Source organism: Variovorax paradoxus (genome assembly GCA_016806145.1).
Taxonomy (GTDB): domain Bacteria; phylum Pseudomonadota; class Gammaproteobacteria; order Burkholderiales; family Burkholderiaceae_C; genus Variovorax.
On sequence record CP063166.1, the window covers coordinates 1,355,452 to 1,374,449 of the forward strand.

An 18,998-nucleotide genomic window follows, 5' to 3' on the forward strand; every position below is an offset into this window, starting at 1 on the left:
GGATCAGGCGAGCTGGATCAGGCAAGCTGGAGCTGGGGCGAGGGCTGGCTCTGCGAGAGCTGCAGCGAGGCCAGTGCCGCCTGCAGGTCGGCCTCGAAGGCTTCGATGCCCGCGCCGATGAGGTTGAGCGGAATGCCCAGCGCCCAGGCCGCGGCCACGGCGGCCAGCAGGCTCTCGAGGCTGACGCCCGCATGGGTGGCGCGCCACACGGTGAGGCGGCCCAGGCCCGGCAGGAACGACTCGCTGGTGCCGTTGGCCAGCACCACGCGGTCCTGGCGGATCAGCACCGCCTTGCCGCCGGCGGCCTGGTGGGCCGTCAGCGACGCGGCCTGCGCGTCCACGCTGTAGAGGATCACGGCGCCGTCGCACAGCGGCGCCAGGCCGGCCACGCGTTCGTCGTCGGCGTTGAGCACCGCGGTGCCCTCGGGCAGCACCACGTCGACCTGGGTGCGCAGCACCTTGACCATGTGGTCGCTCTCGCGGATGTCGAAGTCGCCCAGCTGCTCGAAGCCGCCGAGGTCGGTCACGATGCCGACCTCGCAGCGGTCGTAGGGCAGGCCGTCCTGCAGGATGGTGCGTGCGCCGTTCTCGATCACCACGGCCTGCACCTGGCGGTTCATCAGCAGGCGGTGGCCGGCTTCCCAGTTGGCGCTGTCGCGCGCATCGACGCGGCGGCGCTCGAGGAACAGGCCGTCGCGGCAGGCCAGGCCGGTGTGGCGGCCGCCGAGGCCGACCAGCCAGGCCACCAGGCGGGCGATCACCGCGTTGTCGCGCGAACCGGCCACGCCCACCACGGGGATGCGGCCTTGCGAGTCATCGGGGAACAGGTGGTCGCAGATCGCGCGGCCCACCGGGCGCGGCGAGCCGACGGCCGGCTTCAGGTGCATCAGCAGGCCGGGGCCGGCGTTCACTTCGACGATGGCGCCGCCCTGCGGGCCGAGCGGCTTCGAGATGTCCTCGCACACCAGGTCGATGCCGGCGATGTCCAGGCCGACCACGCGCGCGGCCAGCTCGACCATGTGCGCGACCTCGGGATGGACGCTGTCGGTGCAGTCGATCGCGACGTTGCCGTTGCGCTGGATCAGCACGCGGCGGCCGGCCTCGGGCACCGACTCGGGCGCCAGGCCCTGGCGGCGCAGGTCCGACAGGATCGCGCCGTCGCGCGCGCCCAGGAACGACAGCGGGAAGTCCTCGGTGTCGCCGCGGCGCGGGTCGCTGTTGATCTGCAGGTCGATGAGTTCGCTGCAGTTCGACTTGCCGTCGCCCGTGACCCAGACGGTCTCGCCGCGCGCGGCCGCCACCATGCGGCCGCCGACGACCAGCACGCGGTGCTCCTCGCCGCGGATGTAGCGCTCGACCAGCACTTCGCTGCCGTGGCGCTCGGCCACCGAGAAGGCGGCCTCGATGTCCTCGCGCTTCGTCAGGTCGAGGATCACGCCGCGGCCGTGGTTGCCGTCGGAGGGCTTGACCACCACCGGCACGCCCATCTCCTCGGCCACTTCCCAGGCCTCGGCCGGGCTGGCGACCGCCTGGCCGCCGGGCACCGGGATGCCGCAGCCCGCGAGCAGCGACTTGGTCAGCACCTTGTCGCTGGCGATCGATTCGCCGATGGCGCTGGTGTAGTCGGTCTCGGCGGTCCATATGCGCTGCTGGTTGGCGCCGTAGCCCATCTGGACCAGGTTGCCGCTGTTCAGGCGCATGTAGGGGATGTCGCGGTCGATCGCGGCATTCACGATCGCCTCGGTGCTCGGGCCGAGGTAGCAGTCGTCGACCTTCGACTTGATCGCCTCGATCGCGGCCTGCACGTCGGCCGGGCCGATCGGGTCGTTGTTGATCGCGGCCATCATGATGCGGTGGCCCTCGGCCAGCGCCACCCGCGCCACTTGCTCGTCACGCGAGCGGAACACCATGCGGTAGGTGCCCGAGACCGAGGTCTCGCGGGTCTGGCCGAAACCGGTGGCCATGCCGGCCAGGTTCAAAAGTTCGATCACCACGTGCTCGAGCACATGGCCCGACCAGGTGCCTTCGCGCAGCCGCTGGATGAAGCCGCCGCGCTCGCCGACGCCGCAGTGGTGCTCGATCAGCGCCGGCAGCAGGGTCGTCAGCCGGTCGCCGAAGCCTTCGATCTTGTTGGAGGGGAATTCCTCGAGCCGGCCGAGGTCCAGCCAGACTTCGAGCACCGGGCGGTAGGTCCAGATGCTCGGGCCGCGCAAATAGTTGATGCGCAGCAGGCGAATGTCGTCGAAACGGGTCATGCAAACGTTCGATGTGCTTTGGCCGAGCACCGCGGCGCCTTCAAGCGCGCCCATGGCGATCGGTCAGAATCGGCGCCCCGCGAAGGGCGTCATGGCGCGGTCCCAACGGGCCGCGACGGGCAAGAGTCAAAGAAACACAATGCAACATCACGATCCAGTCGGCACCCAGGAGGGCGAAAACGAAGCGGTTTCAGAGGCTCTGAAAAGCCGGCTCGCAGTCGCGGAAAACGTTCTGGCAACACTGTCGGTTGACCTCGATGAAGAACTTCGTTTCGGTTTTGGGCTGGTGGCGCTCACCGACCGCCGGCTGCTGGCGCTGGAGCCCGGTGGCAAAGGCGTGTGGCGTGAGTGGTCGCTCGCCGACCCGGCGCTCGAACTGCAGCTGAGCGACCAGTCCGGCGTCGCCCTGCTCGACCTCGTGGACGGGCGCGGCCGGCTGGTGCGCTGGCGCTACACGCTGGCCCAGCAGGTCGCCGCGCTGCGCCTTTTGCGGCTGTTCGGCCAGCGTGCCAACGCGGGGGGTGTCGCGCGTGCGACACCCGAGGCCGATGGCGACGAGGTCGACACCGAGCTCCAGACCCCGCCCTCGACCTGGGTGCTGCTGCGGCTGGGCCGCTTCGCCCGGCCCTACCGCAAGCAACTGATCGCCGGCTTCTTCCTCACCGTGCTGTCCACGGCCGCCACCCTGGTGCCTCCGTACCTCACGATCCCGCTGATGGACGACATCCTGATCCCGTTCCAGAACGGGCAGAAGATCGATCCGATGCGCGTCGGCCTCTACCTGAGCGGGCTGCTCGGCGCGGCGCTGGTCGGCTGGGGCCTGGGCTGGGCGCGCACCTACCTGCTGGCGCTGGTCTCCGAGCGCATCGGCGCCGACCTGCGCACCACCACCTACGAGCACCTGCTGACCCTGCCGCTCGACTACTTCGGCGGCAAGCGCACCGGCGACCTGATGGCACGCATCGGCTCCGAAACCGACCGCATCAACGTCTTCCTGTCGCTGCACGCGCTCGATTTCGCCAACGACGTGCTGATGATCGTCATGACGGCGGCGATCCTGATCTCGATCAATCCGCTGCTGGCCGTGGTCACGCTGGTGCCGCTGCCCTTCATCGCCTGGATGATCCACGTGGTGCGCGACCGCCTGCGCACCGGCTTCGAGAAGATCGACCGCGTCTGGTCCGAGGTCACCAACGTGCTGGCCGACACCATTCCCGGCATCCGCGTGGTCAAGGCCTTCGCGCAGGAGCGCCGCGAGGCCGAGCGTTTCCGCGCCGCCAACGCCTACAACCTGCAGGTCAACGACAAGCTCAACCGCACCTGGTCGGTGTTCACGCCCACGGTGTCGCTGCTGACCGAGATCGGCCTGCTGGTGGTCTGGGCCTTCGGCATCTGGCAGGTGGCGCGCGGCAGCATCACGGTGGGCGTGCTGACCGCCTTCATCGCCTACATCGGCCGCTTCTACACGCGCATGGACTCGATGAGCCGCATCGTCTCGGTGACGCAGAAGGCCGCGGCCGGCGCCAAGCGCATCTTCGACATCCTCGACCACGTGAGCAACGTGCCCGAGCCGGTCAACCCGGTGAAGGTGGAGCGCGTGCAGGGCGCCATCGAGATGAAGGCGCTGGGCTTTCGCTACGGCTCGCGCGCCGTCATCCACGACCTCGACCTGCGCATCGAGCCCGGCGAGATGATCGGCCTGGTGGGCCACAGCGGCTCGGGCAAGAGCACGCTGGTCAACCTGATCTGCCGCTTCTACGACGCCACCGAGGGCGCGATCGAGGTCGACGGCACCGACATCCGCCGTTTCGCCGTGGCCGACTACCGGCGCCACGTCGGGCTGGTGCTGCAGGAGCCCTTCCTGTTCTTCGGCACCATCGCGCAGAACATCGCCTACGGCAAGCCCGACGCCACGCGCGAGGAGATCGTGGCCGCGGCGCGCGCCGCCCATGCGCACGACTTCATCCTGCGGCTGCCGCATGGCTACGACTCGCTGGTGGGCGAGCGCGGCCAGGGCCTGTCGGGCGGCGAGCGCCAGCGCATCAGCATCGCGCGCGCGCTCTTGATCGACCCGCGCATCCTGATCCTCGACGAGGCCACCTCGGCGGTCGACACCGAGACCGAGAAGGAGATCCAGAAGGCGCTCGACAACCTCGTGCAGGGCCGCACCACGATCGCGATCGCGCACCGGCTCTCGACCCTGCGCAAGGCCGACCGCCTGGTTGTGATGGACCGCGGCGAGATCGTCGAGGTCGGCTCGCACGACGCGCTGATGGACAAGCAGGGCGCCTACTGGCGCCTCTACCAGGCGCAGCTGCGCCAGGGCGACGACGACGCCAGCGAAGGCGCGGCCAACGAGCGCGTGGGCGCGCAGGGCATCCCGGTGAGCCATGCGGCGCATCCGGCGGGAGAGGCATGATGGAAACCACGACGACCACCACTCCCGCCGACTTCGCGCTCGAGCGCGATGCCTTCGGCCGGCTGGTGCTGACCGATGCGCAGGGCCAGCGGCACGTGGGCATCTCGGCGGTGCGGGCCTTTCCGCTCAGCGCGCCGGACGAGGGCGTCTCGCTGGTCGGCGGCGAGGGCCGCGAGCTGGTGTGGATCGACCGCGTCGATCAACTGCCGCCCGCGGCGCGCGTGCTGCTCGAGGAGGAACTCGCGGTGCGCGACTTCGCGCCCACGCTGCTCAGGCTCCACAGCGTGTCGAGCTTCGGCGTGCCCAGTACGTGGACCGTGAGCACCGACCGCGGCGACACCCGCTTCGTACTCAAGGCCGAGGAGGACATCCGCCGGCTCGAGCATGGCGCGCTGCTGATCGCGAGCGCGCACGGGGTGCAGTTCCGCATCGCCGACGTGAAGGCGCTCGACCGGGCGTCGCGCAAGCTGCTCGAGCGCTTTCTTTAGTCAGGTCAGCGCCCGCCCATCCAGCGCAGCGCCGCCCCGCCCGCGGTCGCGGCCACGCCGCTCGCGAAGGTGCCCCAGGCCAGGTCGAGCAGCGACAGGCCCAGCGGCCAGCCCTTCATGATCGAGAGGTTGGTCAGGTCGTAGGTGGCATAGGCGAACAGGCCGAGCAGGGCGCCGAGCAGCGCGGTGCGCGCGAGGCTCGCGGCCTCGGCGCCGGGCAGCACCGCGAAGAACACCAGTCCCACCGGGTACAGCAGGTAGAACAGCGCCGCGAAGCCCAGCTTCGGCTCGGAGGCCATCAGGTGGCCCAGCCCCTGCTGGTAGAGGCTCTTGGCGATCACGCCGAGCCAGAGCGAATCGATCAGCGCCATCACGAGGAAGGTGGCGGCCCAGGCGGCGAGGTGTTTGGTGGTCATGGTGACGGTGCGGATGGGTGGGTGGGGTGTCGCGGCCATCGTAGCGAGGCCCGCGCGCCGCCGGTAGCGGCCGCGGCGCGGGCTGCGAAAATCGCGCGTTCGGACTACACGGTCCGCCGTTCCCGCGCACCGACGCGCCCTGCCATCCATTGCCCGAGCCCCTCATGCCCCTGCACACCACCGCCCTCGTCCTGTTCTCCGGCGGGCAGGACTCCACCACCTGCCTGGCCGACGCTCTCTCGAAGTACCAGCGCGTCGAGACCCTGGGCTTCGACTACGGCCAGCGCCACCGCGTCGAGCTCGACGTGCGCGCCGGCATCCTGGCCTCGCTGCGCGCGCGCTTTCCCGACTGGGCGCCGCGCCTGGGCCAGGACCACGTGCTCACGCTCGCGGCGCTGGCCCAGCTCGGCGGTTCCTCGCTGACCGAGGAGGTCGCGTTCGAGATGCAGGCCGACGGCCTGCCCAACACCTTCGTGCCGGGGCGCAACCTGCTGTTCCTCACGCTGGCCGGCGCGCTGGCCTACCGGCGCGGGCTGCAGGTGATCGTCACCGGCGTCTGCGAGACCGACTTCTCGGGCTACCCCGACTGCCGCGACGACACCATGAAGGCGATGCAGCTCGCGCTGTCGCTGGGGCTGGAGCGCCGGCTGGTGATCGACACGCCGCTGATGTGGATCGACAAGGCCGAGACCTGGCAGCTCGCGCACCGCCTCGGTGGCCAGCCGCTGGTCGACCTGATCGTCGAGGAGACCCACACCTGCTACCTGGGCGATCGCACCCACCGGCAGGCCTGGGGCTATGGGTGCGGGGAGTGCCCGGCGTGCGAGCTGCGCGCCAAGGGGTGGGCGCGCTATGCCGAGCCGGCCGTGCCCGGCACGACCTCCACGCGATAGCGCGCGGGCGCGCCCTCGGCCTCGGGCACCAGCGTCCAGCGCTGGGTGTGGAACTCGCCGACCGCGGCGCGGTGCGCGATCGAGACCATCGCGCCGCCTTTCTCGCGCACCATCCCGGCCAGCCGCTGGTAGAGCGTGCGCTCGGCCGGCGCGTCGAGCGCGCTGCTGATCTCGTCGGCGAAGATCCAGCGCGGCTTCTTGAGCAGCACGCGCGCGATCGCGAGCCGCTGCTGCTCGCCGCCCGAGAGCTTCTGGCCCCAGGCGTCGCTGTCGTCGAGGCGCGCCACCAGGTCGGGCAGCAGCGCATCGGCCAGGGCCTGGCGCAACTGGTCGTCGCTGAAATCCGTCGACGGGTTGGGATAGGTCAGGGCATCGCGCAGCTTGCCGTCGGGCACGTAGGGACGCTGGGGCATGAAGGCCACGTCCTCGGGCACCTCGAGCCGGCCGTTCGAGAACGGCCAGATGCCCGCGAAGGCGCGGAACAGCGTCGACTTGCCGCTGCCCGAGGGGCCTTGCACCAGCACGCTGTCGCCGGGCTGCACCGACAGGGCGGCGCCGCTGAGCAGCGGCGTGCCGTTGGGCAGCGCGACCGACAGGTCCTGCGTGCTCAGCGCCGCGGCCGGCGCGCGCTCCAGCGTTTCGGGACGCGCGGCGTGCGCGGTCATGCCCTCGTCGAAGCTCGAGAGGCGGTCCGCGGTGGCGCGCCAGACGGCCAGGCTGTCGTAGTTGTCGACGAACCAGCTCAGCGACTCCTGCACCTTGCCGAAGGCCGAGCCGATCTGCATCAGGTGACCGAGCTGGAAGGCGCCGCCGAAGTACTGCTGCCCCGCGACCAGGAACGGAAAGATCACGGCCGCCTGGCCGAAGAAGGAGGTGAAGGTGACGAGGTTCTTCTGCTGCTTGATCAGCAGCAGGTAGTTGCGCAGCACGTTGCCGAAACGCGTGTCGAGCTGGGCGCGCTCGACCTTCTCGCCGTGGTCCAGCGCCACCGCTTCGCTGTATTCGCGCACGCGCATCAGGTGGTGCCGGAAGTCGGCCTCGTAGCGCTGCTGGCGGAAGTTGATCCCGATCAGCGGGCGGCCGATGAAATGGGTGATCGCGGTGCCGACGATGGAGTAGGCGAGCGCGATCCAGACCATCGCTCCCACCACCTGGTAGGTGGTGCCGCTGAAGGTGAAAGAGAAGTTGCCCGACAGGCCCCAGAGCAGGCCGATGAAGCTCATCAGCGTGACGACCGCGTTCAGCAGGCCCATCGACAGCGACATGGTGGCGCTGGTGAACATCTGCACGTCTTCCTGGATCCGCTGGTCGGGGTTGTCGGGCGCCTGGCCTTCCTTGCCGGCGTAGCGCGCGAGCTCGAGGTGGTAGAAGGTTCGGTCGGCCATCCAGCGCGACATGTATTCGCGTGTCATCCAGGTGCGCCAGCGCAGCTGCAGCAGCTGCGTCACGTAGAACTTGAGCACCTGCACCGCGATGTTGAAGAAGGCGATCCAGCCGAACACGCCGACCTCGCGCCAGAAGCTCGCCGCATCCTTGTTCTGCAGCGCGTCGTAGAAGCGCCCATACCACTGGTTGCCGAGCACCGCCACATACACGTAGCCCAGGTTGAGCGCGACGATGGTCGCGAACATGAGCCGCGCCTTCCATTTCTCGTCGGACCGGAAGTAGGGCGCCGCGAGCTTGAAGACGCGGCGCAGCACCTGCAGGAAGGTCTGGGCGCGTTCGTTGACGGTGGGGGACATGCTGGCTTTCCTCGCTGGCGCGGGCGCGCCGGTCATCGTGAGGAGGCCATGGTAGACAAATGTTTCTTAAACCGGGCTGAAACATGCCGGCACGGCATGCGACCCGCGTACCGCGCCCCTCAATAGGTGTCCAGCATCACGCGCGCCGCGGTCGCCAGGAAATGCGAGAGCGGCGGCGTCTTCAGGCCCTCGACCTTCGCCTCCTCGTCCCACAGCCGCAGCCGGATCGCATCGCCCGACCATGGATGGTCGGCGAAGCGTCGCGCGGCCGCGTCGTTCATTGGGCCGCCCTGCAACTGCAGGCTGCGCACCGAATCGGGCGAGAGCCGCGAGAAGTAGTCGGGCCGGGTCGCGCAGAGGTAGCGCTTGGCATCCACGTGCAGCCGGATCGGTTCGCGCACCTCGAGGCCGAAGGCGCCGCGCAGCAGCGGCAGCGCGATGTACTGGTGGCGGTCGTCGATGCCGAGTTCGGTCGGCGAGCGCTCGAGCGTCTGGTGCTCGGTGATCAGCATATGGCCCAGGTCGTGCAGCAGCGCGGCCGTCACCAGCGCATCGCCGGCCTCGGCCTGTTCGGCCAGCCAGGCGCATTGCAGCGCGTGCTCGGCCTGCGACACGGGCTCGCCCGCATAGGCCACGCCGCCGCGTTCGGCAAAAAGGCGGGCGATCTCGGCGAGGTCGAGTGTCATTGTTCTGAAACGGAGCGCGTGCGACAGCACACCGAAGTTCGCGTATCTCGATGACAAGGCCATGACCGCCCGCGCGAGCCCGGTCGCAAGAAGGGTTTTGGCATGCCCCAACGCATGCGTCTGACAAATGCCTGTCACACGCCGCTGCGAGCATCGCCGCGTCCACGGCAGGCCTGCGCCACCGTGTTGCGTTTTCGTTTGTCTCCCGTTTCTCGCTCCAATCTTTCCCGAGGGATCTCACATGCTGCGTCGTTGTCTTCGCTGGGCCGCCGTGCCCGCCCTGCTTTCGCTGGCCTTCGCCGCCACCGCCCAGGGCCGCACCGAGCTGCTGGTCTACACCGCGCTCGAAGCCGACCAGGTGCAGGCCTACAAGGCCGCGTTCGAGAAGGAGAACCCGACCATCGAACTGAAGTTCGTGCGCGACTCCACCGGCATCGTCACCGCCAAGCTGCTGGCCGAGAAGGCCAACCCGCAGGCCGACGTGGTGTGGGGCCTGGCCGCCACCTCGCTGATGCTGCTCGACAAGGAAGGCATGCTGCAGCCCTACGCGCCCAAGGGCCTCGACGCGGTGAAGCCCACCATGCGCGATCCGGCCAACCCGCCCAAGTGGGTCGGCATGGACGTGTGGTCCTCGGCCATCTGCTTCAACACCGCCGAAGCGACCAAGAAGAACCTGCCCAAGCCCACGAGCTGGGCCGACCTCACGAACCCGGTCTACAAGGGCCAGATCACGATGCCCAACCCGGCCGCCTCGGGCACCGGCTACCTGATGGTCTCGGGCTGGATCCAGATGATGGGCGAGGACAAGGCCTGGAAGTACATGGACGCGCTGCACCAGAACATCGGCATCTACAGCCAGTCGGGCAGCAAGCCTTGCCGCCAGGCCGGCGCCGGCGAGTTCGCGCTCGGCATGTCCTTCGAGTACCGCGCCAACAAGACCAAGCGCGACGGCGCGCCGATCGACATCGTGCTGCCCAAGGAAGGCCTGGGCTGGGACATGGAAGCCACCGGCATCATCAAGACCAGCAAGAAGCAGGACGCCGCCAAGGCACTGGCCGACTGGGCCGTGACGAAGCAGGCCAACGAGCTCTACGCGAAGAACTTCGCGGTGCTGGCGCTGCCGGGCATCCAGGAAAAGCTGGAGTTCGTGCCGGGCGACGTGGAGAAGCTGCTGGCCAAGAACGACTTCACCTGGGCCGCCGCGAACCGCGACCGCATCCTGGCCGAGTGGTCGAAGCGCTACGAATCGAAGTCGGAAAAGAAGGCCCCGCTCTGATGCACGCCCAACCGTTCGGGCTGAGCCTGTCGAAGCCTGGCGCGAGCGAAGCAGCCCTTCGACGGGCTCAGAGCGAACGGTGGATACCCTCATGACCAGTTTTCTTTCCCTCCGCGGCATCGAAAAATCCTTCGGCGCGACGCGCGTGCTCGACGGTATCGATCTCACCATCGAACCCGGCGAGTTCGTCTGCCTGCTCGGCCCCTCGGGCTGCGGCAAGACGACCTTGCTGCGCATCGTCTGCGGCATCGAGCGCGCGGACCGCGGGCAGATCCTGCTAGGCGGCCAGGACATCGCGGGCCTGCCGCCGGCGGCGCGCGGCTTCGGGGTGGTGTTCCAGTCGTATGCGCTGTTCCCCAACCTGACGGCGGCGCAGAACATCGCCTACGGCCTGCATCCCACGGGCGCGCTGGCGCGCGAGATGGCCAAGCGTTCGCGCGAGATGCTCGACCTGGTGGGCCTGGCGGCACATGCCGACAAGTACCCGGTACAACTCTCGGGCGGCCAGCAGCAGCGCGTGGCGCTGGCCCGCGCGCTCGCGCCCAATCCGCGCCTGCTGCTGCTCGACGAGCCGCTGTCGGCGCTCGACGCGCAGGTGCGCGCCAGCCTGCGCACCGAGATCCGCGCGCTGCAGAAGCGCCTGGGCATCGTCACCATCATGGTCACGCACGACCAGGAAGAGGCACTCTCGATGGCCGACCGCGTGGTGCTGATGCACGACGGGCGCATCGAGCAGGCCGGCACGCCCGACGAGCTCTACCGCCAGCCGCGCACGCGTTTCGTCGCGGGCTTCGTCGGCCGCATGAACATGCTGCCGGCCACGGTGCTGGCCGACGGCAAGGTGCGCGTGCGCGACGCCGAACTGTTCTGCGCCCCCGGCAACCTCAGCGTGGGTTCGCAGGCCACCGTGGGCATTCGTCCCGAGCACGTGGTGGTGAAGCGCTTCGGTGCCGAGCTCGGCGCCAACAGCTTCGCGGCACGCCTGCTCGACACCGAGTTCTTCGGCAACCGCACCGCCGCGCGCCTGGCCTGCGAGCCGCTGGGCATCGAGATCGAGGCCGAGCTGCCGGCCGATGCGCAGGGCCATGGCGGCGAGCCGCTGGTGCCGAGCAGCATGGTGCATATCCAGTTGCCTTTGCATGCGTTGTCGGTGCTGGCGCATTGAATGACGTGTTGTCTGGCGATGCAAGGTTCGGGGCGGACTCACGCCGACGGGGTACTCCCCTCCGCGAATGTCCCCCGGCCTGCGGCCTCCTCCTTTATTTCGCTGCGGGGAGTACCCCATCGACGTGAGTCTGGAGCAGGTCGGTTGAACCGGCTGGCACCACCGCAGCGCCCACGTGCACAGGGCAGTGGGTGCTTCCCGCAGCGAAATAAAGGAGGAGCCGAAGGCGGGGGACATTCGCGGAGGGAAGTACCCGCTGTCCTGTGCACGCGCCCCGGACAATCAAAATGAGCAGCACCCAAGAAGCCATTGCAGTAATCCCCGTAGCGCCGATACGCGCCAGCGCCGTAGACCGCGAGCGCTGGCTCACCGGCGCCGCCGTGCTGCTCGTCGTCGCACTGCTGCTGGTCATCGTCGCCTTCCCCGTCAGCGCCCTCGTAGGCCAGAGCTTCTTCGACCGCGAGGGCGGCTTCGTAGGCCTCGCCAACTTCGCGCGCTACCTCGACAACCCCGCCCTGGTCCAGTCCGCCTTCAACAGCCTCTGGCTGGCCGCGATCAGCGCCGTGATCTGCACCGCCATCGCCTACGTCTACGCGTATGGCCTCACGCTCTCGTGCATGCCGGCCAAGGGCGTGCTGCGCGCCGTCGCGCTGATACCGCTGCTCGCGCCCTCGCTGCTGCCCGCCATCAGCCTGGTCTACCTGTTCGGCAACCAGGGCCTGTTCAAGGGCCTGCTCGGTGGCGCGTCCATCTACGGTCCGCTGGGCATCGTGCTGGGCTCGGTGTTCTGGACCCTGCCGCATGCGCTGCTGATCCTCACCACCGCGATGGCGACCTCCGACGGCCGCCTCTACGAGGCCGCGCAGACCCTCGGTGCTTCGCGCTGGCGCATGTTCCGCACCGTCACCTTGCCGTCCACGCGCTACGGGCTGATCGTGGCCGCGATGGTGGTGTTCGTGCTGGTGATCACCGACTTCGGCGTGCCCAAGGTGGTGGGCGGCCAGACCGGCGTGCTCGCGACCGACATCTACAAGCAGGTGGTCGGGCAGCAGAACTTCCAGATGGGCGCGGTGGTGGGCTTCGTGCTGCTGATCCCGGCCGTGCTGTCCTTCCTGGTCGAACGCCACGTGCGGCGCAAGCAGGCCGCCGCGCTGTCGGCGCGTGCCACGCCCTACCAGCCCGAGCCGGTGCGCACGCGCGACCGCGCGCTGCTCGTGTTCTGCGCGCTCACGGCCTGCGCCATCCTCGTGATGATCGGCATGGCCGTGTTCGCCTCGCTCGCCACCTACTGGCCCTACCAGCTCGCGCCCTCGTTCAAGAACTACGACTTCAGCAACATGGACGGCGGCGGCTGGGGCAGCTACTTCAACTCGCTGCGGCTCGCGGTCTGCGCCGCCGTGGCGGGCGCGCTGCTCACCTTCGTCTCGGCCTACCTGGTCGAGAAGCCGCGCCACTTCGGCCTGTTGCGCGAGCTGCTGAACCTGCTGGCCAACCTGCCGCTCGCCGTGCCGGGCCTGGTACTCGGCGTGGGCTACATTTTCTTCTTCATCTCGCCCTCGAACCCGCTGCGCGCCATCTACGGCAGCATGACCATCCTCGTGGTCTGCACCGTGGCGCATTTCTTCTCGGTCGCGCACCTCACCTCGCTGACCGCGCTGCGCCAGCTCGACCGCGAGTACGAGCTGGTCTCCGAATCGATGGGCATCCCGTTCTGGCGCACCCTGTGGCGCGTGCACCTGCCGGTCGCGCTGCCCACGGTGCTCAACGTCGGCGGCTATTTCTTCGTCAACGCGATGACCACCGTCTCGGCCGTCGTGTTCCTCTATTCGCCGCAGACCACGCTGGCCGCCATCGCCGTGCTCAACATGGACGATGCCGGCGACGTGGCGCCCGCCGCGGCCATGGCCTCGCTGATCATGCTCACGGCCGCCGCCGGCCGCGGCCTGTTCGCGCTGGCCGGCCGCTGGGCGCTCGTTCGCACCCAAGCCTGGAGACACCGTTGACCGCCGCTCCCAACTCCTCCTCGTTCGACGTCATCGTCGTCGGCGCCGGCATCGTCGGCCTCGCGCATGCCTACACGGCCGCCAAGCGCGGCCTGCGGGTCTGCGTGATCGAGCGCGATGCTGCCTGCATCGGCGCCTCGATCCGCAACTTCGGCTTCATCACCGTGACCGGCCAGGCGCCGGGCGACAGCTGGCGCCGCGCCATGCATTCGCGCGACGTGTGGCAGGAGATCGCGCCGCAGGCCGACATCGACATCGTGCATCGCCACCTGTGGCTCGCGGCCTACCGGCCCGAGGCGCATGCGGTGCTCGAGGCCTTCATGCGCACGCCCATGGGCGAGGCCTGCCAGCTGATCGACGCCGCCGAGGCCCAGGCCAAGGCGCCCGCACTGCACCTGGCCGACGCGCGCTCGGTGCTGTTCAGCCCGCACGAGCTGCGCGTGGAATCGCGCACCGCGATCGGCCGGCTCGCCACCTGGCTGGCGCGCGCGCACGGCGTGACCTTCCGCTTCGGCGAGGCGGTGCTGGAGGTGCAGACGCCGCGCGTGCGCACCTCGCGCGGCGAGCTGCATGCCGAGCGCGTGGTGGTCTGCACCAACAGCGAACTGCATGGCCTGTTCGCCGATCGCATCGCGGCCCACGACCTCACCCTGTGCCGGCTGCAGATGCTGCGCGTGCAGCCCGAGGCCGGCTTCCGGCTGCCGGGCGCGGTGATGATGGACCTGAGCCTGGTGCGCTACGAGGGCTACAGCACGCTGCCCGAGGCGGCCGCGCTGCGCGAGCGCCTGCAGCAGGAAGAAGCGGCTTCGCTCGCGCACGGCATCCACCTGATCGTGGTGCAGAGCGCCGACGGCTCGCTGGTGGTCGGCGATTCGCACCACTACGCCGCCGCGCCCGAGCCCTTCGCGCTGGAGGAGGTCGACCGGCTGATCCTGCGCCACCTGCGCAGCACGCTCGACCTCGAGAGCGCGCAGATCGTCGAGCGCTGGAACGGCGTCTATCCCTCCTCGAAGACCACGCCCTGCGTGATCGACGCGCCCGACGATGCGACCCGCGTGGTGCTGGTCACCAGCGGCACCGGCGCCAGCACCGGCTTCGGCATCGCGCACGACGTGTTCGCCGGCTGGTGACACCCCATTTCTCCTGAACCAAACTTCGCCATGTCCGATCCGCATTCCTCGAAACTCCAGGCCGTCGTCTTCGACTGGGCCGGCACCATCCTCGACTTCGGCTCCTGCGCGCCCATGGGCGCCTTCGTGAAGCTGTTCGAGCAGTTCGGCATCGAGATCACCATCGCCGAGGCGCGCGGCCCGATGGGCATGGCCAAGTGGGACCACATCAAGGCGCTGGGCTCGCAGCCGCGCATCGCCGCGCAGTGGGAGGCGAAGCACGGCCATGCCTTCGATGATGCCGACGTCGACCGGCTCTACGAGGTGTTCACGCCGATGAATGCCGCGAGCGCGCGCGACCATGCCGACTTCATTCCGGGCGCGCTCGACGCCGTGGCCGCGGCGCGTGCGCGCGGCATGAAGATCGGCTCGACCACCGGCTACAACCGCCCGATCATGGAAGTGGTCGCGGCCATCGCCGCGCAGGGCGGCTACGTGCCAGACAACATCGTGTGCGCGGGCGACCTGGCGGCCGGCCGGCCTTCGCCGCTGATGATGTACCGCTGCTTCGCCGACCTCGGCGTGTGGCCGGCCCACACCGTGGTGAAGGTCGACGACACCGGCGTGGGCCTCGAGGAAGGCCTGAACGCCGGCACCTGGGCCGTGGGCCTCGCGGTCAGCGGCAACGTGATGGGGCTGACCCTGGCCGAATGGCAGGCGCTCGGCGCCGACGAGCAGCAGGCACGCCGCGAGCAGGCCACCGAGCAGCTGAAGGCGTCCGGCGCGCACTACGTGATCGACAGCGTGGCCGAGCTCATGCCGGTGCTCGACGACATCGAGCGCCGCCTCGCCGCCGGCGAGCGTCCCGCGCGCTGAGTTTTCTTTCTTTCTCCCTCCCCCGCTGGGGGAGGGCCGGGGTGGGGGCACGCAGCCTCCGCACGATGCGCCGCCTGCCCCCATCCCGACCTTCCCCCAGAGGGAGAAGGAGCAGGACGACGTTCCAATCGGCGCAGCGTCCGACTTGACCGCACCCCGAGCGGTCCTAGCATGCCTCGCATGCGAAACCTCTTCCTCGCACTCTGCTGCTGCCTCGGCCTGATGGCCGCCGGCTGCGACGACAAGCCCAGGCCGGGCGGTCCGATGCCCAAGGCCTCGACCGCGCAGCCGCTGGTCGCGCCGTCGGTGGGCTGACAAGGCCCCGGGGCATTGACGCGCCGTTGGCGCGGTGCGCTCGTGCGCCATCGCGGCTTGCCTTGTATGCTCGCCCTCGCCGTCTTCCCGACGGCCGCATGCAGGACAAGAAAGAGAACGATGACGGAGACGCTCGCAGCACGCCACCCCTCCCACCAGCCCGACTCGCGCTACGCCATGGTGCGGCTCGGCCTCACGCTGCTGATCATGACGGTCGGCAGCAGCGGCATGTACGTGGTGTCGGTGATGCTGCCCTCGGTGCAGGCCGAGTTCGGCATCGACCGTGCGCAGGCCTCGCTGCCCTACACGCTGCTGATGCTGGGCTTCGGCATCGGCGGCGTGCTCATGGGCAAGCTGGCCGACCGCTTCGGCATCATGTGGCCGCTGCTCGGCGGCGCCGTCTGCCTCGGGCTCGGCTATGTCGCCTCGGGCCTCGCGGGCGGCATCGTCTCCTTCACCATCGCCCAGACCCTGCTGGTCGGCCTGCTCGGCAGCTCGGTGGCCTTCGCGCCGCTGGTGGCCGACACGTCGCTGTGGTTCGTCAAGCGGCGCGGCATCGCGGTGGCGATCTGCGCCAGCGGCAACTACGTGGCCGGCGCGGTGTGGCCGCCGATCGTGCAGCACTTCATCGAGACCGTGGGCTGGCGCCAAACCTACATCGGCATGGGCCTGTTCTGCAGCGTCACGATGGTGGCGCTGGCCTTCTGCTTCCGCGCGCGTCCGCCGGCGGCCGTCGCCGCACCGCCCGTGGCCGGCCCCGGCGGCGCCGCGGTGCGCAACCTCGCGCGGCCCTTCGGCTTCAGCACCGGCACGGCGCAGGGCCTGCTGTGCGTGGCGGGCGTGGCCTGCTGCGTGGCGATGGCGATGCCGCAGGTGCACATCGTGGCCTACTGCAGCGACCTCGGCTTCGGCGCCGCGCGCGGTGCGCAGATGCTCTCGCTGATGCTGGCCTTCGGCGTGGTGAGCCGGCTGGTGTCGGGCGCCATCTGCGACCGCATCGGCGGGCTGCGCACGCTGCTGCTCGGCGGCGCGCTGCAGTGCGTGGCGCTGCTGCTGTTCCTGCCCTTCGACGGCCTGGTGCCGCTGTACGTGGTGTCGGCGCTGTTCGGCCTGTTCCAGGGCGGCATCGTCCCTTCTTACGCGATCATCGTGCGCGAGCACTTCCCGGCCTCCGAGGCGGGCGCGCGCGTGGGCACGGTGCTGATGTTCACGCTGTTCGGCATGGCGCTCGGCGGCTGGATGTCGGGCAAGGTGTTCGACCTCACGGGCAGCTACCACGCGGCCTTCCTCAACGGCATCGCCTGGAACCTCGTCAACGTCTCGATCGCGGCCTTCCTGCTCTACCGCGTCATGGGGCGCGGCCGCCGCGTCGCGCCGGCCTGAGCCAGCGCCCGGGCGGCTGGAGGCGGCAGAGTATATTCAAGCCACAATCCCACCGAGCCGATCCCGATGCCCGCCTCCAAGCCCACCGCCCGCCGCCCCGACGTTCGCCCGCGCGCGCGCCGTGCCGCCCATGCGGAACCGGCGCTGAAGGAAGAGGCGCAGGGCGCGCGCGCCGACACGCTGACCGACCAGGTCTACCAGCGGCTGCGCCAGTCGCTGATGACCGGCGCGCTGCTGCCCGAGCAGGTGCTGACCGTGCGCGGCGTGGCCGAGAGCCAGGGCGTGAGCCTGACGCCGGTGCGCGAGGCGGTGCAGCGGCTGGTGGTGGAGCACGGGCTCGAGGTGGTCAACGGCCGCACCATCCGCGTGCCGCGCCTCGACGTCGAGACCTACCGCGAGATCCTGAAGATCCGCATGGAGCTCGAATGCCTGGCCGCCAAGGAGGCCGCGCCGCGCATCTCGAACGACGAGATCGAGCGCCTCGACGGCGTGGTGCAGGCGCACCTGGCGGCCATCCAGGCCGGCGACGCCCATCGCACCCTGCTTGAGAACACCGAATTCCATCTCTCGATATATCGCGCCTCGGGCCAGGCCATCCTGATCCGCATCATCGAGAGCCTGTGGCTGCGCGTCGGCCCCACGCTGAACCTGCTGTTCCCGCAGTACTGCGGCAGCCTCACAGGGCACGAGACGCATCTGACGGCCATGGACGCCCTGCGCCGGCGCGACGGCGACGCGCTCGGGCAGGCGATGCGCGACGACCTGACGCATGGCTCGCGTTACCTGATCCGGCTGCTCAAGCCCTGAAAAAGCGGCTGGCGCGGGTTATTGCGTAGACAGAATATATTCTGATCGCCTAAAGTGCGGCCCAAGGCCTCGTTGCCGGGGCTCCAGTTCCTTCGTCTGTTCGAAGAAAGGCCGTCGCATGAAGTTGAATCTCTCCCGCCGCGAGTTCCACCTGGCCAGCGCCCACATGCTGCTGGCCTCCTCCGCCGGTTCGCTGCTGCTCGGGGCCTCGGGCCCGGCCGCCGCGCAGTCGCGCTCGGTCAAGCTCGGCACCTTCGGCGCCATCGATGCGCAGAACTACATCCGCGCGAAGAACATGGCGGCCAGGACCTTCGGCGCCGGCACCAGCGCCGACTTCGTGACCGTGCGCGCGGGCTCCGAGGTGATCGCTGCCATGGCCGGCGGCAGCCTCGACATGTGCAACATCGGCTCCAGCCCGATGATGGTCGGCTACGCCAACGGGCTGAAGGCCTCGATGGTCTACGTCTACAAGAACATCGTCGACAGCGAATGCCTGGTGGTGCAGGGCAACTCGGGCATCACCACGGTGGCGGGGCTCAAGGGCAAGAAGATCGGCCTGCCGTTCAACACCTCGGTGCACTTCGCGGCGGTGGCGGCGCTCAAGACCGCGGGCATCGGCCTGGCGGACGTGCAGCTCATCAACATGCGCGCCGACCAGATCGCCTCGGCCTGGCAGCGCCGCGAGATCGATGCCAGCTACATCTGGGTGCCGGTGCTGCCGCGCCTGACCGACGACGGCGGCAAGATCATCTTCAAGACCGGCGATCTCAACAAGAACAACCTGCTGATCTTCGACGGCCTGCTGGTGCGCGACGAGTTCAAGCAGAAGTCGCCCGACCTGGTGCTGGCCTTCCTCAAGGACTACGAGCAGATCGCGCGCACCTTCAAGCAGGAACCGAAGGAAGTGGTCGAGACCATGACCAAATTCCTCAACGTCGACGAGGCCGCGGTGATGCGCTCGCTCAACACCTTCTACCCGGTGCCCGCGCGCGAGCAGCTGCAGAGCCACTGGATGGGCAAGCCCGGCGAGAAGGACACGGGCGTGCTCAAGACCTTGCAGACGCAGGCGCAGTTCCTCCTGGAGTCGGCGCAGATCTCGGCCATGCCGAAGGACCTGAGCGGGCTCGTCGATTCGAGCTTCGTCGCCAAGATGGCCGCCTGAGGC

General features: G+C 69.4%; 15 protein-coding genes. 11 read left to right on the forward strand and 4 right to left on the reverse strand.

Annotation, left to right across the window (positions count from 1 at the left end):
- Positions 1 to 17 precede the first annotated feature (17 nt).
- Positions 18 to 2,309, reverse strand: coding sequence for a cyanophycin synthetase (gene cphA / locus INQ48_06245; protein ID QRF58836.1), 2,292 nt, complete (start codon positions 2,307 to 2,309; stop codon positions 18 to 20).
- Positions 2,310 to 2,394: 85 nt separating this feature from the next.
- On the opposite strand from cphA, the gene INQ48_06250 reads away from it, so the two are divergent.
- Together INQ48_06250 and INQ48_06255 are read left to right on the forward strand one after the other, a co-directional pair.
- Positions 2,395 to 4,674: an ABC transporter ATP-binding protein gene (locus INQ48_06250; protein QRF58837.1), complete on the forward strand. Its 2,280-nt coding sequence runs from the start codon at positions 2,395 to 2,397 to the stop codon at positions 4,672 to 4,674.
- The gene (locus tag INQ48_06255) at positions 4,671 to 5,162 is read left to right on the forward strand and encodes a DUF1854 domain-containing protein (protein ID QRF58838.1); all 492 of its coding nucleotides are present in this window, start codon (positions 4,671 to 4,673) and stop codon (positions 5,160 to 5,162) included. Before INQ48_06250 ends, INQ48_06255 begins: the two co-directional genes overlap by 4 nt.
- 5 nt (positions 5,163 to 5,167) lie before the next feature.
- On the opposite strand, the gene INQ48_06260 is transcribed toward INQ48_06255, so the two are convergent.
- Positions 5,168 to 5,578, reverse strand: a complete 411-nt coding sequence (locus tag INQ48_06260; GenBank protein ID QRF58839.1) for a DUF2177 family protein — start codon at positions 5,576 to 5,578, stop codon at positions 5,168 to 5,170.
- A gap of 164 nt (positions 5,579 to 5,742) precedes the next feature.
- Here INQ48_06260 and queC point away from each other — a divergent pair, with 164 nt between their 5' ends.
- Complete coding sequence (gene queC, locus INQ48_06265; GenBank protein ID QRF58840.1) at positions 5,743 to 6,471, forward strand: 7-cyano-7-deazaguanine synthase QueC; 729 nt, start codon at positions 5,743 to 5,745, stop codon at positions 6,469 to 6,471.
- Here queC and INQ48_06270 read toward each other — a convergent pair.
- The gene (locus INQ48_06270) at positions 6,429 to 8,213 is read right to left on the reverse strand and encodes an ABC transporter ATP-binding protein/permease (GenBank protein ID QRF58841.1); all 1,785 of its coding nucleotides are present in this window, start codon (positions 8,211 to 8,213) and stop codon (positions 6,429 to 6,431) included. The two genes, queC and INQ48_06270, sit on opposite strands and share 43 nt — an antisense overlap.
- Positions 8,214 to 8,332: 119 nt before the next feature.
- Positions 8,333 to 8,899, reverse strand: coding sequence for an HD domain-containing protein (locus INQ48_06275; protein ID QRF58842.1), 567 nt, complete (start codon positions 8,897 to 8,899; stop codon positions 8,333 to 8,335).
- A gap of 241 nt (positions 8,900 to 9,140) precedes the next feature.
- Here INQ48_06275 and INQ48_06280 point away from each other — a divergent pair, with 241 nt between their 5' ends.
- From INQ48_06280 to INQ48_06315, 8 genes are all read left to right on the forward strand, one after another.
- The gene (locus tag INQ48_06280; GenBank protein ID QRF58843.1) at positions 9,141 to 10,175 is read left to right on the forward strand and encodes a putative 2-aminoethylphosphonate ABC transporter substrate-binding protein; all 1,035 of its coding nucleotides are present in this window, start codon (positions 9,141 to 9,143) and stop codon (positions 10,173 to 10,175) included.
- Positions 10,176 to 10,266: 91 nt separating this feature from the next.
- Positions 10,267 to 11,340, forward strand: a complete 1,074-nt coding sequence (locus INQ48_06285) for an ATP-binding cassette domain-containing protein (protein QRF58844.1) — start codon at positions 10,267 to 10,269, stop codon at positions 11,338 to 11,340.
- 287 nt (positions 11,341 to 11,627) lie between these two features.
- On the forward strand, positions 11,628 to 13,343 hold the full coding sequence (locus INQ48_06290; protein QRF58845.1) for a putative 2-aminoethylphosphonate ABC transporter permease subunit: 1,716 nt from the start codon (positions 11,628 to 11,630) through the stop codon (positions 13,341 to 13,343).
- Positions 13,340 to 14,473 (forward strand): TIGR03364 family FAD-dependent oxidoreductase, encoded by a 1,134-nt coding sequence (locus INQ48_06295; protein ID QRF58846.1) that lies wholly within the window; start codon positions 13,340 to 13,342, stop codon positions 14,471 to 14,473. Before INQ48_06290 ends, INQ48_06295 begins: the two co-directional genes overlap by 4 nt.
- A gap of 30 nt (positions 14,474 to 14,503) precedes the next feature.
- On the forward strand, positions 14,504 to 15,328 hold the full coding sequence (locus tag INQ48_06300) for a phosphonoacetaldehyde hydrolase (protein ID QRF58847.1): 825 nt from the start codon (positions 14,504 to 14,506) through the stop codon (positions 15,326 to 15,328).
- Between the two features lie 435 nt (positions 15,329 to 15,763).
- Entirely contained in the window at positions 15,764 to 17,026 is a 1,263-nt protein-coding gene (locus INQ48_06305; protein ID QRF58848.1) for an MFS transporter, read from the forward strand.
- Positions 17,027 to 17,092: 66 nt separating this feature from the next.
- Positions 17,093 to 17,833 carry a GntR family transcriptional regulator gene (locus tag INQ48_06310; GenBank protein QRF58849.1) on the forward strand — a complete coding sequence of 247 codons (741 nt, stop codon included), beginning with the start codon at positions 17,093 to 17,095 and terminating at the stop codon, positions 17,831 to 17,833.
- 118 nt (positions 17,834 to 17,951) lie between these two features.
- Complete coding sequence (locus INQ48_06315; GenBank protein ID QRF58850.1) at positions 17,952 to 18,995, forward strand: ABC transporter substrate-binding protein; 1,044 nt, start codon at positions 17,952 to 17,954, stop codon at positions 18,993 to 18,995.
- The last annotated feature ends 3 nt before the right edge of the window (positions 18,996 to 18,998 follow it).

Bases quoted from the DNA above. Each gene is read 5' to 3' on its own strand.
- INQ48_06290 (QRF58845.1), top strand. From the start codon at position 11,628: ATGAGCAGCACCCAAGAAGCCATTGCAGTAATCCCCGTAGCGCCGATA.
- INQ48_06310 (QRF58849.1), top strand. From the start codon at position 17,093: ATGCCCGCCTCCAAGCCCACCGCCCGCCGCCCCGACGTTCGCCCGCGC.
- cphA (QRF58836.1), bottom strand. From the start codon at position 2,309: ATGGGCGCGCTTGAAGGCGCCGCGGTGCTCGGCCAAAGCACATCGAAC.
- INQ48_06305 (QRF58848.1), top strand. From the start codon at position 15,764: ATGACGGAGACGCTCGCAGCACGCCACCCCTCCCACCAGCCCGACTCG.
- INQ48_06300 (QRF58847.1), top strand. From the start codon at position 14,504: ATGTCCGATCCGCATTCCTCGAAACTCCAGGCCGTCGTCTTCGACTGG.
- INQ48_06250 (QRF58837.1), top strand. From the start codon at position 2,395: ATGCAACATCACGATCCAGTCGGCACCCAGGAGGGCGAAAACGAAGCG.
- INQ48_06260 (QRF58839.1), bottom strand. From the start codon at position 5,578: ATGACCACCAAACACCTCGCCGCCTGGGCCGCCACCTTCCTCGTGATG.
- INQ48_06275 (QRF58842.1), bottom strand. From the start codon at position 8,899: ATGACACTCGACCTCGCCGAGATCGCCCGCCTTTTTGCCGAACGCGGC.
- INQ48_06285 (QRF58844.1), top strand. From the start codon at position 10,267: ATGACCAGTTTTCTTTCCCTCCGCGGCATCGAAAAATCCTTCGGCGCG.
- INQ48_06315 (QRF58850.1), top strand. From the start codon at position 17,952: ATGAAGTTGAATCTCTCCCGCCGCGAGTTCCACCTGGCCAGCGCCCAC.
- INQ48_06255 (QRF58838.1), top strand. From the start codon at position 4,671: ATGATGGAAACCACGACGACCACCACTCCCGCCGACTTCGCGCTCGAG.
- INQ48_06280 (QRF58843.1), top strand. From the start codon at position 9,141: ATGCTGCGTCGTTGTCTTCGCTGGGCCGCCGTGCCCGCCCTGCTTTCG.
- INQ48_06270 (QRF58841.1), bottom strand. From the start codon at position 8,213: ATGTCCCCCACCGTCAACGAACGCGCCCAGACCTTCCTGCAGGTGCTG.
- queC (QRF58840.1), top strand. From the start codon at position 5,743: ATGCCCCTGCACACCACCGCCCTCGTCCTGTTCTCCGGCGGGCAGGAC.